The 15,324-nt window shown below is 66.2% G+C and carries 11 protein-coding genes and 3 pseudogenes; 3 read left to right on the top strand and 11 right to left on the bottom strand.

The window, feature by feature from the left end; translation table 11 throughout:
• Positions 1-198: 198 nt before the first annotated feature.
• The 4 genes and pseudogenes from ACFV4P_RS34295 to ACFV4P_RS34280 all read right to left on the bottom strand — a co-directional run.
• A pseudogene (locus ACFV4P_RS34295) lies at positions 199-633 on the bottom strand (ATP-binding protein); the annotation flags it as partial.
• Positions 634-707: 74 nt separating this feature from the next.
• A complete protein-coding gene (locus ACFV4P_RS34290; RefSeq protein ID WP_380477403.1) occupies positions 708-1,157 on the bottom strand; it encodes a DUF6262 family protein in 450 nt (149 codons plus the stop codon).
• Entirely contained in the window at positions 1,154-5,488 is a 4,335-nt protein-coding gene (locus tag ACFV4P_RS34285) for a tyrosine-type recombinase/integrase (RefSeq protein ID WP_380477402.1), read from the bottom strand. The genes ACFV4P_RS34290 and ACFV4P_RS34285 overlap by 4 nt, the downstream gene beginning before the upstream one ends.
• Positions 5,489-5,659: 171 nt before the next feature.
• Positions 5,660-6,184: pseudogene (locus ACFV4P_RS34280) on the bottom strand (LamG-like jellyroll fold domain-containing protein); the annotation flags it as partial.
• 295 nt (positions 6,185-6,479) lie between these two features.
• Between ACFV4P_RS34280 and ACFV4P_RS34275 the strand changes: the two are divergent.
• Complete coding sequence (locus ACFV4P_RS34275) at positions 6,480-6,911, top strand: hypothetical protein (protein WP_380477401.1); 432 nt, start codon at positions 6,480-6,482, stop codon at positions 6,909-6,911.
• Positions 6,912-7,226: 315 nt separating this feature from the next.
• Here ACFV4P_RS34275 and ACFV4P_RS34270 read toward each other — a convergent pair whose 3' ends face one another.
• The 4 genes from ACFV4P_RS34270 to ACFV4P_RS34255 all read right to left on the bottom strand — a co-directional run bounded on the left by ACFV4P_RS34270 (position 7,227) and on the right by ACFV4P_RS34255 (position 10,803).
• A complete protein-coding gene (locus ACFV4P_RS34270; protein ID WP_380477400.1) occupies positions 7,227-7,469 on the bottom strand; it encodes a transposase in 243 nt (80 codons plus the stop codon).
• An 823-nt stretch (positions 7,470-8,292) separates the two neighbouring features.
• On the bottom strand, positions 8,293-9,132 hold the full coding sequence (locus ACFV4P_RS34265) for an IS5 family transposase (RefSeq protein ID WP_380477399.1): 840 nt from the start codon (positions 9,130-9,132) through the stop codon (positions 8,293-8,295).
• 251 nt (positions 9,133-9,383) lie between these two features.
• Positions 9,384-10,277 (bottom strand): IS5 family transposase, encoded by an 894-nt coding sequence (locus ACFV4P_RS34260; protein WP_380477406.1) that lies wholly within the window; start codon positions 10,275-10,277, stop codon positions 9,384-9,386.
• A 28-nt stretch (positions 10,278-10,305) separates the two neighbouring features.
• Entirely contained in the window at positions 10,306-10,803 is a 498-nt protein-coding gene (locus ACFV4P_RS34255) for a hypothetical protein (protein ID WP_380477398.1), read from the bottom strand.
• Positions 10,804-11,264: 461 nt separating this feature from the next.
• Here ACFV4P_RS34255 and ACFV4P_RS34250 point away from each other — a divergent pair, with 461 nt between their 5' ends.
• A complete protein-coding gene (locus ACFV4P_RS34250) occupies positions 11,265-11,828 on the top strand; it encodes a DUF3515 domain-containing protein (protein ID WP_380477397.1) in 564 nt (187 codons plus the stop codon).
• Positions 11,829-11,906: 78 nt separating this feature from the next.
• On the opposite strand, the gene ACFV4P_RS34245 is transcribed toward ACFV4P_RS34250, so the two are convergent.
• Complete coding sequence (locus ACFV4P_RS34245) at positions 11,907-12,092, bottom strand: hypothetical protein (RefSeq protein WP_380477396.1); 186 nt, start codon at positions 12,090-12,092, stop codon at positions 11,907-11,909.
• A gap of 66 nt (positions 12,093-12,158) precedes the next feature.
• A complete protein-coding gene (locus ACFV4P_RS34240; RefSeq protein ID WP_380477395.1) occupies positions 12,159-12,401 on the bottom strand; it encodes a hypothetical protein in 243 nt (80 codons plus the stop codon).
• A 242-nt stretch (positions 12,402-12,643) separates the two neighbouring features.
• On the opposite strand from ACFV4P_RS34240, the pseudogene ACFV4P_RS34235 reads away from it, so the two are divergent.
• Positions 12,644-13,822 (top strand): annotated as a pseudogene (locus tag ACFV4P_RS34235) (ISAzo13 family transposase); the annotation flags it as partial.
• Between the two features lie 267 nt (positions 13,823-14,089).
• On the opposite strand, the gene ACFV4P_RS34230 reads toward ACFV4P_RS34235, so the two are convergent.
• On the bottom strand, positions 14,090-15,091 hold the full coding sequence (locus tag ACFV4P_RS34230) for a hypothetical protein (RefSeq protein WP_380477394.1): 1,002 nt from the start codon (positions 15,089-15,091) through the stop codon (positions 14,090-14,092).
• Positions 15,092-15,324 lie beyond the last annotated feature (233 nt).

Raw genomic sequence — 15,324 nt, 5'->3', positions numbered from 1 at the left:
AATCGGCTCGTCCGGGTTCAGGACGAGGCCAAGCACGTCAGCTACATCCTCGGGCAGACTTTCAGGCATGCCGCCACCGTAGCTGACCAGCAGCTGTCAACGGCCATTGAGATGCCCAGGTGGGCGGCCGTCGGGTGTCCGGGCTGGTGGCCATCAGAAATCCATGCCTGTGGCCAGCGGTGTTCCTGGGGGTAGGGGTCAGGTCAAGGGGACCACTCCCTTGCCGGCGAGGGCCTCGGCGAGGCGGTGGGAGTCGCCGGTGGTGGTGACGAGGTGAGCGTGGTGCATGAGGCGGTCGGTGCTGGCCCCGGCGAGGGTCTTGGGCATGATCGTGTCGAACCCTGAGGGGTGGATGTTGCTGGTCACCGCGATCGAGCGGCGTTCGTAGGCGGCGTCGATGATCCGGTAGAACGCCTCGGCGGCGTCCTCGCCGACCGGAAGCAGGCCGATGTCGTCGATCACGATCAGATCGGCCCGGCAGATCCGGGCGACCGTGCGGGCGCTCGAGCCGTCGACCTTCGACTTGCCGATCGCGACGGCGAGGGTCTCCAGGGTGAACCAGGCGACTCGCAGGTCCTTCTCGATCGCGGCCTGGGCCAGACCCTCGGTGAAGTGCGACTTCCCGGTTCCGGACGTTATCGCCGGTTTGTTTGCGATCTGAGCATGTTGTTACAGCCCAGAACGGTTCTTCGATCGATGGGACGTTGTCAGCAGGGGCCGGTGGGTCGAGCCTGTGGAACTGGGGTGTCTCCGCCGCGGCGGGCGAGTTCGCGTCGGAGGTCGAGGTTCTCGCCGTGGGCTTGTTCGAGCGCGTCCCGCAGGGCCTGTACTTCATCTCGGTGCAGCTTCTTCAGGCGGGTGATCTGGCTGGTCAGTGCGAGCACGAGGGTGCTCTGCTCGCTGGCCGGAGGCGTCGGCGCGGGAGCCGGCCGGGCTTGGGCCCGGAGCCGTTCGATGCGTCCTCGCAGGTCGGGGTGGTTGTAGAGGAACGCGTGGGAGACCGCGGCCTCGCGTTGGACGGCCTGGAAGGTGATCGGCTCACCACGTTTGACCAGGGTGCGGATCGCCTTCTCTGCCACGGCGGTCTTGGCCTGGGACTTGGCCTTCGCGGCGGTGGCGAGCGTCTGGGTGCGCTTGGCTCGGGCGTCGTTGGTCATGGCCGAGTCCTTCGGTGGCGGTTGAGGTCGAGGGTGAGTGGGACGGGGCCGGTGGGGGCGGCTCCGCAGCCGGCTCCCTGGACGGCGCGTCCGGGCTTGGAGTGGAGGGTGTCCAGAAGCTTGGCGAGGGCCGCGTGTTCAGCTCTCCGCTGCAGCAGCCAGACGTTGTCCTCGGGCATCGGGCGGCCGTGTCGTTCCTGGAACGCGGTGGTGCTGCGGTTGATCAGGGCCTCGGTCTCGACCAACTGCCGTTCCAGAGCACTCTGATGAGAGGCGTCGGTGACGAAGACCGAGCAGGTCAGGCAGGCGTTTCCCTTGTCGCAGGTCTGCAGCGGCGGCAGCAGGCACCAGCCGTGGGGCAGGAATCGGTCGGCCCGGTTGAACAGGTGGAGGCTGTCGTGGTCGTCTTGGGAGAAGCTGACGTGGGTGCCGTCCGCGCGAAGTTTGGCGGTGGCCAGGAATGCCTGCTCGGCGTGCTCCTGGCGGGCGGCGACGTAGTGCATCGTCATTGACGGGGTGGCATGCCCGGCATAGCGCATCAACACGTGGACGGGCAGGCCGAGTTCGGCAAGCCTGGTCAGCTTGGTGTGGCGGAAGCGGTGGGTGTGGCTGAGCCCGACGGGCTTGCCCTTGCTGTCGGTGATCTTCACGATCTTGCTGAACTCGCGGAGCATCCAGCTGTAGGTGCCCGAGGGGTAGGGCTTGTCGCCCTGCCGGTTCCCGGTCCGCTGCAGGAACAGGTGACGCGGGGTGATGCCGGGGAAGTGCTCGCGGACCCACCGGCGTTGTTCCTCGACGACGGCGACGACCTCGGCGTCGACGAGGATGTTGTCCGGCGCGATGTCGATCTTGCTCTGTGCGTAGTGGAAGCGGGCGATCTGTTCGCCCTCGGCGGCGTCGACGGCCCGGTCGGGGACCGGGGACAGGCAGTCGAACAGGCAGGTGCGGATCTCGCTGGCCCGCCGTCCGGTGAGGATCTGCAGCAGGATCATGCGCATGGCCTGCGGGTCGTCGAAGCCGCGGGCGGTGACCTGCTGCCCGTCACCTCGGGTGAGAAGCATCTGCTCATCGCGGGCGAGCCCGAGCAGGGGCAGGGCGGCGGGGACCTGGGCGAGGGCGTGATCATCGACATAGTGCTCGTCGTTGAGTTCGCGCTGGTGCGGGATGCGGGAGACCTGGCGGAGCAGGTCGTAGTCGGTGGTCGTGCTCTGGGCGGTGGCCGCGTCTCCGACCGTGGCGGGCGGCGTGGTCACCGTGAGCTTGGTGGGACGGCCGGTGGCCGGGGTGTAGGAGGTCGTGGTGGTGCGCGGGTTGGGCAGGGTGGTGGTGACCGGCCCCTTCGCGCCGGTGAGGTCGTACACCGTGGACGAGACCAGCGAGGTCGTGGTGAGAGACCGCCCGTAGACGTCGTAGGTGGCCGCGTTGTCGAGGTAGGTGGCGTTGTTGCCGGTGGTCGACTTCAGCGTCTCGGTGAGGGTGGCGTCGCCCTTGGTCAGCGCCGCATCGTACGCCTGGCCGTCGTAGCGGAGCCGGGTGTCGGAGAGCACCGCGGAGGTGCCGTCGGCCTTGGTGGTGCGGTCGACGGTCGCCGCGCAGTTCACTGCGACGGTTTCGGTACGGATGGCGCCGGTCAGGATCCATGCCGCCGTGTTGTCGGCGTAGGTGGTGCGGGCGCACTGGTCGTCCGTGGCGACGGCGACGTCACCGAGGTTCTCGGACATGGTGGGCCGACCGTAGTCGTCGTATGTGGTGTTGGTGCGGGTCTCTCGCCACGTGCTGCCCGCGCCCTTGTCGAGCGAGGTGAAGGCGCGGGTGGCGCTGGTGCCGGTGAGGTTGGCGGTGGTGGTGCCCCAGTCACGCACCCGCTGGGCGGTCTGCTTCTTCCAGGGGGTGTTGACGGTCTTTCCGAGGATTGCGCCGCCGGGCTTGTCGTATTGCTCGATGCGGTACTCGTAGCCGGCCCACGCGTTGTCGTCGGCGAGGATGGTTCCTTCGCCGTCGTTCACGGTGACCGTGCGCTTGCTGTTCTTGTCGCTCGGGTTGTTGCGGTCGCCGTCCATGCCGCGCAGGAACCAGTGGTCGGCCTGGGTGGACATCGCGGCGTTGCCGCCGGTCTCGACCCGGACCTGGGCGTAGCCGCGCCACTGGGACCAGGTCTTGAGCTTCTCCTTGGTCAGCCCGTCCTCGTCGTCGAAGTGCCAGGCCGCGTCACCGAGGTAGGTGTAGTGGGTGACCATGTCGGGTGCGCCGCCGGTGCGGTCGGTGGCGATGACCGACTCAACGACGTACTTGTTGAACCACTCCGTGGCGACCGGGGAGGTATCCGAGGCCTGGTACATCTGCGGGAAGCAGCGCGTAGTGTTCGACTGGGGGGTGGGCAGGCTCGCCCAGTCGCAGGGGGCGGCGGAGTAGTTGACGTCGATCTGACCGCCGAGTTCGTCGGTGATCGTGCCCAGGCGCTGCTTGATGAACGGCATCCGGCCATCACCGGTCTTGTCGAGCCGGTTGGCCATCTGCTTGTACGCGAAGGTGGTCTTCGGCAGCGCGACGGCGGGGGTGGCGGAGTTGCCGGTGTGCTTGATCGAGTCCAGCAGCAGCTGGTAGTCGAAGTCGGCGGTGCCCCACTTGTGGGTCAGGTCCCAGGTGTCCACCGGCGCGTAGGTGCCATTGGCCTGGAGGGTCTTGGCAACGACCTGGGTCAGGCGGGTGCGGGTGAAGAAGGCCGGCGCGAACTGCGTGGTGCAGTCGGTGCCGTCCTTGCAGTTCCGGTCCCACGGAGTGTCGTACCAGTACTGCCGGTTGGAGTCGATCGAAGCTGCGTCGCAGAGACCCGCGGTGGTCTCAAGGCAGCGTTCGGCGGTGCCGAACTCGACCCGGGCCATCGGCTTGACGGTAGCCGAGTAGATGTCGTTCTTCTGCTGCCCGTACTCGATGTGGTCAAGACGCCCGCCGCGGATGTAGGAGGTGCGGTTGGCGGTCTTCAGGTTGCGGCTGTAGTTGTTCGTCTCGAGGGTGTACCAGTAGCTGATGTCGTTGCCGTGGGCGTCGACCACCAGGTCCAGGTTCCACCGCCAGCCCTGCTGGCACCACGACGCGTCGAACGTCGAGGCGTTGCACGGCTCGCCCGCGTTGTTGCCGAACACCGGCACCGTGTAGACGGACTTCGTCTCCGGCTGTCCGGCCGTCCAGTTCGGAAGGCGGTTGTAACCGAAGTAGAAGTTGGTGCCGTCAGTCGTGGTCGCCCGGAAGTACTCTCCGTCCTTGGCACCGTTGCCACGTGCGCTGTCGCGAACCCGGACGATCTTGGTGTTGTCGTCCCCCTTGATCCGCCACTCGTCCGCGGAGACGGGGATCAGCTCACCGGAGTGGCCGGCAAAGCTGATGGTGGCGTTGTCGGTACCCCAGCACATGTCGCCCGGGCTCACAGTACCGGTCTTCGGCGCGCCGTCGTCCGCACACGGCTTGTAGGAGCGCTCGACGAAACCCGAGGCCAGGTCGAAGCCGTCACCCGCCCATGAGGACTGGTTGTTACTGTTGGCCGTCCGACCGTCGATCGCACCTGAACCGTAGGCGAGGCCGACCTGCGGAACGAGGCCGCCCGGCACCGTGGTCAACGGCATGTCGTAGGACCAGGCGAACGAGCCGCTGTTCAGCGAGGTCGACCAAGAGGACGCGGAAGACAACGGAGTCGCCGTGTAGTCGCCGCTCGGACCGGCCGTCCCCGCAGTGACTCCGAGGACGACGGCCCCGCCCGTACCCTGGATCCGGCTGGATCCAGCAGAGGCGGCGGTCAGTGCATCGGCCTTGACCGTCTGTGCCTCGATGTCGTTACCACCCGGCAAGGGCATCTGCGTCCGGCACTCGGCCAACTCGGGCGTGGTCAGGGCGCATTCGGGCATTCGCATCAGCTTCAGACGCGAGCCGAATCCGGAGCCGGCCGCCTGCGCGAACGACGAGTAGTCCACCGTCACGCCGGCGTTCTCGTCCGCGCCGGCCACAGTGAACACCACGCCCACTACGCCGAGCTTCGTTGCCGCGTCCTGCCCGAGCACCTCGACCTTGGCAGCCTTGGCCGCCGTGCCCGACGAAGTGACCGAGACCGGCAGCTTCCCCGCCTTGACGCTCTTGCCGCGCTCGCCGGGGACGTCGACGGTGGCACTGCCCTTCCCGGGCAGGGAGCCGCGCTTGCCGTCGACCTTGCTGACGGTGGTGTCGGCCTTACGGGCCTTGGTCTTGGCGTCGGACCCCTTGACCGGCTTCTCCGACGAGACCGCAGCTGGCTTCTGGTACGTGTCGGCCGCAGCGGCTGCGGCCATTGGCAAGGTCGGCAACAGCGACCCCACCAGGGTGGCCGCGATGGTCGCAGCACCCTTGCCTCGGGTCCACCGTGTGGTGGACCGTCCGGATTTCACGAGCGATGACTCCTTGTGGGGAGGCCCGTACGGGCGTGGATGGGGAACGGGCCGAGCAGCTGGGTGCTGCCCGGCCCGAAGACGGGAGGGTCAGACGCCGTAGGCGGTGTCCAACTCGACGTTGTAGTCGGCCAGTTTGAGGATCTGGGCGGGGCTCAGGACGCCCTGGTACAGCCAGACGTCGTCCAGTTCGCCGGAGAAGTACTCACCCCAGGCGCCGCCCGACCGGTTGCGGCCGAACTGCAGGCCGCCGGTGGCTTCGAAGGGCGCCGGTGCGCCGGTCGTGGCAGTGCGCGGCGTGCAGTCGGTGGACCCTGCCGGGCAGTACACGTTCCCGGTGTTGCCGTTGGCGTACAGGGTGATCCGGCCCGCGAGGGCGTCGTAGCTGACAGCCAGGTGGGTCCAGTTCTGCCACACCGAGTGGCCGGGGGCGCGGGTCACCAGTGTCCGGGCGGCTCCTGTGGCGGCGTCGGACTCGCGGAGCTCGGCCTGCCACTCGCCGCTGGGGTCCCCGTTGGCGTCGACGCCGAGGTAGTGCCAGCGGATCGTGACCGCGCTGTTGGCGGTGCCGGGCAGGGAGAGCACTGTCATGTCCCGAGTGGGGATACCTGCGGTGTTCGCCCACGCAAAGGACTACGGATACGGAGCTGGCGACGCCGATGGTCGCGCGTGGTATAAGCAGCGCGCGGAGGAGATTTGGTCCAATCCTGATGAAATCCGTCGCGGTACCATCAGCGACAAGGGGCCGGATGACTACTTCATGTTCCGCAAGGGTGCCGACCTTCTGATCACCAAGGGGGACGGAAAATTCGTCAGCTTGTACCCTGGGGGGTACACGAGCGGGTGGTTCGCAAAGGGCACACCATGGCCATGCACTTGCGGGAAATGATGGAATTCCGATCGGGGAGTCATGATGGATTTGTCTCAGGCTTTGGGAAATGTAATTGATCGGATCCGCCGAGTAAATTATGTTGGACCGGATGGCTCGCGCGATCCGCGGGAGGGGCCGATCGAAATCTCCTTCGCTGGAGGTTTCGTCGTGCAATTCGAACCTGGCGCCGATGGCGAGTCGTTGAGATTGGTACGTGGAGAGTGGGTCGACCCTTTCGCCGGTCCACTCAGCGCCGAGAATGAGGAATTTGTTCGAAGCTGCGGTAAGCGGACGTCATTCGATGTCTCCAGTGCGCCGGGATTTAATCTCCTTATCGGGGACATCTTTTCATCCATTACTCCAATCTATACATTCGGGAAGATCACTGGCGTCGAGCTAGCCTCTGCACGAGTGGTCGTGCATGCAGAGGTTGTGGCGGACGAACTGGTCGTGGATCTGCGCGTTGTGTGAATAGGAGGCTGACTGGCCTCCGATACGTTGATCAAGATGCCCTACTGAAGGAATCCTCAGTGGGGCATCTCGGGGTCTCGGCGTCGAGGTCGAAGGACGCCAGGAAGGGGTGCTGCAGACCGAAGCTGAGGTCATCATCGAGGTTTGCCACCTCACGCGTACTATGTACTCGCGGGCAATACGCCGGCCCTAGTGCACAACAGCAACTGCGACTTGCCGGAGGGCTATACGTCTTCGGAGGGCCTGACCGACGAGGCCCTCATCGCCCGCATCCTCGCCGATCCGAAACTACTGAACTTGAATTCGCGATGTCGGTCAGCCGTCCGTGATCAGCCCTGTGCCAGCCAGGCAGCCGTCGACCAACTCCGAGCGGTACTGGATCTGCTTGAGCCTCCGCTTGACGGCCCGGGTGATCTGGCCGAGGTCGGCTGCGGCAAGGTTGCCGATGTCGCGCTTGACCAGCGACCAGATACCCTCTTGTGGATTCAAGTCCGGTGAGTAGCTCGGTAGTTGGAAGACAGTGAGCCACTCCGCGTGGTCGGCGATGAACTGGCGCATCGGTCGCTGCCCACCGTCGCCACCGGCGCGCAGCTTGCCGTGGTCGCCGCCCGTTCCAGCGCCGTCCGGGTCTGCGAGGACTGGGCGCCCGCCCCGAGGTGTCGCCCGCCGTCCGCGCCAGACACGGGCCCGCCGCCCGGTTCGGACGGCGGCGCGTTCGAGGCCGGTGGGCCTGGTCGGCCTCGCCGGGGATGGCCGGTTGCCGGCCGTTCCGGGGCGAGGTCCGGCCGTCGCCGTTGTGGCGGCCGGCGGGAGTGATGCCGGCCTACGACTGCCTGTGCCGGGGACGGGCTACGGCATCCGGCCGGCTGCCCACCACCGCTTGAGCGCTCCGGCGGTCGTGGCGGCCTGGACGAAGGTGCTGATGTCGAGGTCGTCAGCGCGTCATGTCATGACGCTCGTTCAGGTCGTCCTGGCCGAGGTCTTGGCGACCTGGTCGGCCTGCGGGCCGACCAGGTCGCCCATGCCGTTCGCAACGTCGGCTCCGTTCTCCTGTCCCGGCCGGTGTGAACGCCTTGGCTGCCGTTTGCCCAATGCCCGGCTGCTCTCCCCGCTCCGGGCTGCTGCGGGGCATGCCCGGCCGACCGTCTGGCGGCCGGCGCCGGAGTAGGGCCGGGAAAGCGGTCCGGCCCGGCCGCCGTGACGGTGGCCGGGCCGGACCGCGCGGATGCTCGTCAGGCGTTGCGCAGAGCGAACGCGACACTCGCGCTCAGCTCGAGAAGCCCATCCTTCGCAGGTACCGGGCGGGCGAGTGTACGGCCGTCGGGGCTGTACGACGATGCCGTTGGTGGCTCACTGGGCGTTTCACCCCGGATTCCGATGGTCAGGTTCCGCGCCAGGTGGGGGTGTTCTCGCCGGTGAGTCGGCGGGTCATGAGGCTGATCATCGCGACGTGAACCATGGCTTCTGAACGGGCGGGGAGGGCTTCGTAGTCGCGGGCGAGACGACGGTGGTTCATCAGCCAACCGAAGGTGCGTTCGACGACCCAGCGACGGGGCTGGACGACGAATCCCCTGGTGGAGGGGTCGCGGCGGACGATCTCGACGTCGATGCCGAGGGTGGCGCCGTGTTCGACGACGGCGTTCTTGTAGCCCATGTCCGTCCAGGCCTTGCGGACGGCGGGGTGCTCGGTGGCGACCGCGGTCAGCAACTGCTTGCCGGCGGTGCCGTCCTGCACGCTCGCGGCGGTGACCAGGACCATCAGCAGCAGGCCGATCGTGTCGGTGACGATGTTGCGTTTCCTGCCCACGATCTTCTTGCCGGCGTCGACGCCCTGCGAGAAGGCGGGGACGTTCGTTGAGGTCTTCACGCTCTGCGAGTCGACGATGCACGCCGTCGGCTCCGGATCGCGGCCCTCGGCGGTGCGGACCAGACGCCGCAGCAGCCCGTTGAGCTGCTCGAACACGCCTTCCTTCTGCCATCGGGCGAAGTAGGCGTAGACGGTTTCCCAGGGCGGGTAGTCGTGGGGGAGGTAGCGCCAGGGGATGCCGGTGCGGTCAACGTAGAGGATCGCGTCCAGCAGGTCGCGCAGTTCGTGCTCGGGAGGCCGGCCGAACGCGAGGGCGCGCTCGGTGCGTGCCCGGCGCCAGGCGGTGAGGGTGGGCTCGACCAGGGCCCAGCGGGCGTCGGACAGGTCGCTCGGATACGGTCGACGATCCGTCATGACAACGGCATACTGCGGGATTGCCGTGCTGCCCAGGACTCGCGGCATCCGAGGGACAAAAGCCCGTGCGCTCGACTTCTTGGGACGAGACAGGAGGAACCGCGCAGTTCCGGCGGACATAGGTGCAACAGTGGCACTCCTGCCACCAGGACCCCAAGCGTCACCGAACACCAGCAGCCCGAGCTCCCCGAAAATCGGGATGCACCATCCCAACTACGGGTGAAACGCCCAGTCAGACCGCGTTTGAGATCTCATGGATCGGTGGGTGAGAGCGGTCGTGGGCCTGGTCGGGTGGCTGGGTGGCCGCGGGTGAGTCGGCGGACCATGATGCCGATCATCGCCCAGCGGATCATGGTCTCGGAGTGGGCGGGGCTGGTCTCGTAGTCGCGGGCGAGGCGGCGATGGGCGGTGAGCCACGAAAACGTCCGTTCTATCGCCCAGCGCTTGGGCTGGACCTGGAAGCCGCGCTGGTCCGGGGCCTTGCGGACGATGTCCAGGTCGCGGCCGAGGATCTGCGCGGTCCACTCAACCAGGCGGCCGGCGAAGCCCTGGTCGGCCCAGAACCTCTCGATCCGCGGGTGGTCGAGCCGGGCCCACAGCAACGGCCGGCGGGCGCCGTCGCGGTCCTGGACGCTCGCGGCGACCACGTGGACCGCTATCAGCAGGCCGAGGGTGTCGGTGACCAGGAACCGCTTGCGGCCCTTCACCTTCTTGCCCGCGTCGAAGCCCCTGGTCGCCGCGGGCACGGTGTCGGCGGTCCGGACGGACTGCGAGTCGATCAGCCCCGCGGTCGGCTCCGCGTCGCGGCCGTCCGCCTCACGGACCCGGCCGCGCAGGGCGTCGTGGATCCGCTCGACGGTGCCGTCGTCGTGCCACCAGGTGAAGTACCAGTACGTCGTCTGCCATGGCGGGAAGTCCTTCGGCAGCTGCCGCCAGGCACACCCCGTCCGCACCACGTAGAAGATCGCGTCCACGATCCGCCGCCGCGGATGCTTCTCCCTCCGACCACCCCTCGGCCCCACCCGCGCCGGAGGAAGCAACGGCTCCACCAGCGCCCACTGCTCGTCCGTCAGGTCCGACGGATACCCACCCCCAACACCGCTCACAGTGGGCTCAACGAGCCCTTCAGCAACGGGGCACGGCAGATCTCAAACACGGTCTCAGAAGCGCGCCCTATTTTCCGTACGTTCCGCTGGCCCAGAGGGCTCCGCCGGTAGAAGGACCGCCCCCGTATCGGTATACGACGAGGTTTCCGTCAGGTTGGAAGAAGAAGTACGAACCGGAATTACCCCACGTGCCCGTGGCCCACAGGGGAGTGCTAGACGAGTTGTTGTAGGTCGAGTAGACCACCAAATTTCCATCGGCCTGCATGTTCAGGGCCGCTGCCGAGTGGCCGTATGTGCCACTCGCCCAGATCGCCGACCCATTTGCATTGTAGAGAACCAGGTTGCCGTCACCCTGCATGGCGAGCTCGTAGTTCCCTGTGCAAATCACCTTTCCGGGGCTGATCCACCCAGGAGCACTCAGCTTCCATCCGCCGCCGTCATAATTGTCTCCTATACACAGCCACGGGAATGAAGAAGTAGTTGCTGCGGCCGGAGTTGCCAGCAGTGCGCTCGCCATGGAGGCGCTGGCAATCATTCCGATCATCAATTTCTTCAGCTTCGCCATGTTCAACCTTTCGATCGGCCTATCAACTTCAGGCGGGAGATTAAACTTTCGCCGTGTCGGAATTATTGAAACTCTCCAACATCTCTCATTTGGCGTTGCCACCGTACAGCGCGGCACTCTCCCGCGCTATCAGATAGCGAAATGTATCAACAATTTCCCTATGCGTCCGTGCGGCCGATTTCTGCAGGATGGGAATCTCGTGCGGCATTTGCGGTTACTTGCGCTATTTGCCTGGTTTTCGACGGCGAACAGCATCCTCTTGCCGGCCGCTGGGAGGCCGACTACGTCTTGAGGTTTAGTGCTGACTGCTGCCGCCGGTGCTCCGAGGTTGGATCGCCGACGCTCGGTGGCGGTGGTGCCATAGTCGGGCCGTGCGGCTCGGGAAGCGACGCTTTGGCCAGGTCATTGACCAGTTCCGGGGACGCCGTCGATCGGTTCGATAGGGCTAGTACCATCGAGCAATGCGTCGTCGTTTCGAGTATCCAAGCCGCTTCTTCAGCAGGCTTCCTGAACCTGTTCGATGGCTGGCTCTGCCCTCCGCCCTCGCGGTCGGCGTCGCACTCGTCATGGTGAATGGCAGTGCGACGTGGCAGCCTCCGCTGGACGAACCGCATCCAAGGGATGCGGCCGCAGGATACTGCGAGGATCTTATGAAAGCCCTACCCGCCGACCTGTTTGGCCATGCTCGAGTGATCCCGGACCCGTCGCCCAATGTTGCTTATTGGGCGACTTCACCTCGAACCGTGCTGCGTTGCGGCGTGGCGCGCCCAGATGGCCTCAACGAGGAGGAGAATCAACGCAAGGAATCGCCCAGCGTGAACAACGTGACATGGTATATGGAGAATGACGGTCACGGCGGCCATAAGTTTACTACCACGCTACGAAAGGCGTTGGTGGAGGTAGATTCCCCGGCTGGGGCGTATCCGAACCCCGTCGACCCTCTGAGCTTGATATCGACGCCGGTGAATTCGATCATTCCGGATAGCTTTGGGCGGCTGAACGCTGCCGATGATGAAGCGGCATAAAGCTTTGGGGGTGCCGGCGATTCTGGCTGCGAGATTGGCCAGGCACCCCCGCAGTTTTACCGGATCCCTATTTCGCTGTCACTTGCCGTAGGTTCCGCTCTGCCAGATGGGGCCAGACGGATCGAACTGGTTGCCGCCGGTGTAGGCGACCAGATTTCCGTCCGGCTGGAAGAAGAACCATGCTCCGGGGTGGCCCCATGTGCCGGTCGACCACAAGGCGTGGCGGTTTTCGTCGTAGAGGACGAAGTTGCCGTCCGGCTGCATGAAGGCGTGGTTGTTTCCCGGGTGGTTGTAGGTTCCGCTCGCCCAGATGGCGTTGCCGTTCCGGTTCTAAAGGACGATGTTTCCGTCCTTCTGCAGCGCGAACTCGTAGTTGTCTGTACACGCAACGGCCCCGGAAGTCAATATTCCGTCCAGGTGCTGATTGAAGTAGAAGCCGCCGTGGTCGTAGGCGCGGTCCGGGTAGGGGAAGTTGGCCGCATTGGCGTTTGCGGCAGGGAGAAGTGCCATCGTCGAGGCGATCGTTACTACGCCGGAAAGCGTCGCAAGCTGTCGTGTGATTCGAGTCTTCATGGGCCCCCCAGCTCGGTTCGTGACGTGCTCCCACCATATCGAATCCCGGGGGAGTGCGTGGACTAATTCCAGAAGTCGCATGCAAATGTTGAGATTGGAATGATTTGATCTAATGTATCCAATTCTTTGGAATGCGTACGACTGTAGTAAATTGTCATCCTTCCGACCATTTGGGATGGTCTGCCTATGGGCTTGCAGATCAATAACCCGTGGCTTTCTGCTCCGTCGGTCGTTGGCGTGGTATGGGGACCCGTAACGATCAACTGGTAGCACTGGCCGCGAAGTTCGAGTCCATCCTGCCTCATCTCGATGAGCGGCAGCGGCGTCTGCTGCTCGGCGCGGAGGCCCGTGCCGTCGGTCACGGCGGGATCAGACTGGTCGCCCGAGCTGCCCGGGTCCGTGAGGCCACCGTCTCCCGCGGTGTGCGCGAACTCGACTCCGGAGAAGCCCCGCTGGGGCGCGTCAGAAGGGTCGGTGGCGGTCGCAAGCGCGTCACTGACCTGAACCCGGCCCTTCGCGCCGCGCTGCTCGCCCTGGTCGAGCCCGACACACGAGGGGATCCGATGTCACCGCTGCGCTGGACGACCAAGTCGACCAGGAACCTCGCCCAGGAACTGGTCCGCCAAGGAGTCCAGGTCTGTGCGGACACGGTCGGCGACATCCTCCGGGAGGAGGGCTTCAGCCTTCAGGGCAACGCCAAGGTCCTCGAGGGAACACAGAACCCGGACCGGGACGCCCAGTTCCGCTACCTCAACGGGCAGGCCATGGCCCATCAGGACGCCGGGGATCCGGTGATCAGCGTGGACACGAAGAAGAAGGAGCTGGTCGGGCCGTTCAAGAACAACGGCCGGCAGTGGCGGCCCAGCCATGAGCCGGTGAAGGTCAACAGCCACGACTTCCCGGCCCAGGCACTGGGCAGGGCCGTCCCGTACGGAATCTACGACGTGGCCGCGAACACCGGCTGGGTCAACGTCGGCACCGACCACGACACCGCCGAGTTCGCCGTCGCCTCGATCCGCCGCTGGTGGAACGCCGCTGGCCGCAGCGCCTACCCCGGCGCGAGCCGATTGCTGATCACCGCCGACGCAGGCGGCTCCAACGGCTACCGCACCCGCGGTTGGAAAACCCACCTGGCCGCCCTGGCCGCCGAGACCGGGCTGGCCGTCTCGGTGTGCCACCTGCCACCCGGAACCTCCAAGTGGAATCGGATCGAGCACCGGCTGTTCTCCCACATCACCATGAACTGGCGCGGCAGACCGCTGACCAGCCACGAAGTCATCGTCCAGAGCATCGCCGCGACCACCACCCGCACCGGACTGACCGTGCACGCCGAACTCGACACGGGCCAATACCCCACCGGCATCCAAATCAGCGACGAGGAACTCACCGCCCTGCCGATCACCCGACACTGGCTTTGTTCATGGGTTTCGGTTCTGGCTCAACTTCCGTGAACCAGCGTCGTCTACGGCTGCGGCACTCCCGGGAGCAGGCCGATGACCCGCCGATTCCCTGATGCCGGCGAGCCTGGCTGCCGGTCCACCACGGAAGTTGAGCCAGAACCTGGGTTTCGACAGCGGTTGTTCAGTACTTCGGGAGGCACCCGCATGGCGGCGTGTTCGATTTTCATGAGAAGCGACAGCACCTGCGCTCGCCGATGGGATGTTGCCGGACCGGGCGGCTCCTGTGAGCTACTGGATGCTCCAGCGGTGTGGATGGTCGGGGTTGGTGGGGCAGGCGAAGAGGTTGAGCTCGCCGTGGCGGCCCACGGTGACCTCGGTGGGTGTGGCGTGCTGATGGGCGGGCAGGTCGTGCTCCTGCATCGGCTTCCAGCTGCCGCTGCCGCCGTCCCACTCCGAGCTGTCGATGGTCAGCAGCAGGTGCATTGGCTTCCCGCAGGTGTGGCAGTTCATGGGATACGGGTCGGTGGTATGCCAGGAGGCGAAGCCGCCGACGCGCCAGCCCGGCGGGATGGACAGGTCGTACTGGTAGCCGACCGGCTCGGCCGCGTCCTCAAGGGCTTCCCAGGCATCGATCCGGGTGCAGAGGTGCTCGGGCAGGAGGCCGGCGAACTGGTATGTGGTCACCTGCTCCGGGTGCAGCACACAGGGCTCGGGCACGAACCCGTCGTACCCGACGACCAGCGGCTGTGGGGGCACGGCCAACACCGCACCGACCTCCCGGGACCGTCGCCAGCGCAGGTGCAGCTCCAGGTCGTACCGGCCCGGGCCGTGCGCCTCGAAAGGGCACCAGAACACTTGGAGCAGGTCGTAGTCGCCCGGCCCCGGCGGCAGGTCCGGAACGTCCCGCCGGTACAGCTGCGCGAGGCCGATCATCGGCAGCGGGTCCGTCCCCGACACCTCGGGAAACCGGTGCTCCAGGCGCAGCTCGCCGAGCAGTTTGCGCTCCTCGTCCGTAGGGCCCGGATTCTCCTCCCGGGCCCACGCGGCGGCCAGGATCTGCCGGTAGCGGTGGATGTCGGCCGGGCGGCGCCCCCGCCCGTGGCCGTGGGCCTCACCGCACACCGGCCACGGCTCGTCCGCTGGCCACAACAGCGGACCGCCCACCGAGCTGTCCGACACCTTCGGGCTACCCGGACGCGGGTGCAGGCGCGTCGTCGTACCGCGGTAGGCGGCCAGTTCCGGGAAGAGCCTCTCGACGTCGAGCGGGCGCGGGGGCGTGGTCCTCGTCATGGAACGCGACCTTAGACACCCGGCGGCCTCGGTCAACGAGCACCCCCGGCGACAAACTCTCCATGGCAGTGCTGCTGTCAAAACCCGTGAACATTTCGAATCCCCGCGGGTGTTGCCCGCCTCCCAAACCGGTGTACATCCGCTGCCCGTTCTCAGGTTCTGGCTCAACTTCCGTGAACCAGCGTCGTCTACGGCTGCGGCACTCCCGGGAGCAGGCCGATGACCCGCCGATT

Source organism: Kitasatospora sp. NPDC059795 (assembly GCF_042732175.1).
Lineage (GTDB): Bacteria > Actinomycetota > Actinomycetes > Streptomycetales > Streptomycetaceae > Kitasatospora.
This window is presented reverse-complemented; position numbering and strand designations above follow the sequence as displayed.